The 1,124-nt window shown below is 41.6% G+C and carries 1 protein-coding gene and 1 pseudogene; both read left to right on the top strand.

Going from position 1 to position 1,124, the window contains the following annotated elements:
• Positions 1-432: pseudogene (locus tag V7137_RS30385) on the top strand (alkaline phosphatase family protein); the annotation flags it as partial.
• A gap of 14 nt (positions 433-446) precedes the next feature.
• On the top strand, positions 447-1,124 hold a 678-nt coding region (locus tag V7137_RS30380), incomplete at its 3' end, for an MFS transporter (protein ID WP_335701514.1).

Raw genomic sequence — 1,124 nt, 5'->3', positions numbered from 1 at the left:
GATCAACATGATACAAAAATTTTACAGGAAGTAAAGCGAATAGTAGATTCCTTACTTACTAATCCAGAAAGCGGAATTGAGTCCGCTCTCACCGGAGCACAAGCATCAGAAAAAGGAGCAGATGGTACGTGTGCCTTCATGCTTGAGGCCCAAAGAGGGTATTTCTTTTTAGAAGATTTTGAGGGGGAGTTTATCAAAACGATCACGAAGGAGGATGTCATCGCGGATCATAAATATACCTTAGCCTGTCATGGCTATTCACCAGAGAAAGAAAATTATGGAACGATTTTTATGGCATCAGGAAAAGGGATTCAAACAGTCACCCTGCCTTCTATCCGTCTCATTGATGAAGGCCCCACATTTGCACGGCTTCTTGGAGTTGATTTAGGCCAGACAGATGGAAGGGTTATCGAAGAGATTTTACAAAATTAAAAGGGGGAAAATCTATGAGTCGGATGTCCAAGCAAGAAAAGAGCTGGGTATTGTATGATTGGGCAAACTCTGCTTATTCCATTCTAATCACCACAGCCATATTCCCATTATATTTTAAAGCAGCTGCAAAAGAAGCCGGTCTTGCAGCTACCACTTCCACTGCTTATTGGGGCTATGCCAATTCATTTGCCACCCTGCTCATTTCGCTCTGTGCCCCGATTTTGGGAAGTATTGCCGATTTCAAGGGATTAAAGAAACGCTTATTCACCTTTTTCTTTGCATTAGGAATTATCTTTACCTTACTGCTTGCAGTGGTACCAAGTAACCAATGGCTTTTCCTATTAATTTGCTATATGGTCACCGTTATAGGTTTTGGTGGAACAAATATTTTCTACGATGCCTTTCTTGTGGATGTCACGACCGAGGAGCGGATGAATCAACTATCTTCACGTGGCTATGCGATGGGTTATATCGGGAGCACGATCCCTTTTATTATCAGCATTGCTCTTATTCTATTATCTCAACAAAATATTATCCCCTTATCAGTGACTGTAGCAAGTCAAGCGGCATTCGCGATCACTGCCCTTTGGTGGGGGTTGTTCACGATTCCGATGCTAAAAAATGTTCAGCAGGTTTATTATAAAGAACCGGTGCCAAACCCAATATCTAATAGCTTTAAACAACTATTAGCT

Origin of the sequence: Neobacillus drentensis (assembly GCF_036962765.1) — a bacterium.
GTDB lineage: Bacteria > Bacillota > Bacilli > Bacillales > Cytobacillaceae > Neobacillus > Neobacillus drentensis_C.
This window is presented reverse-complemented; position numbering and strand designations above follow the sequence as displayed.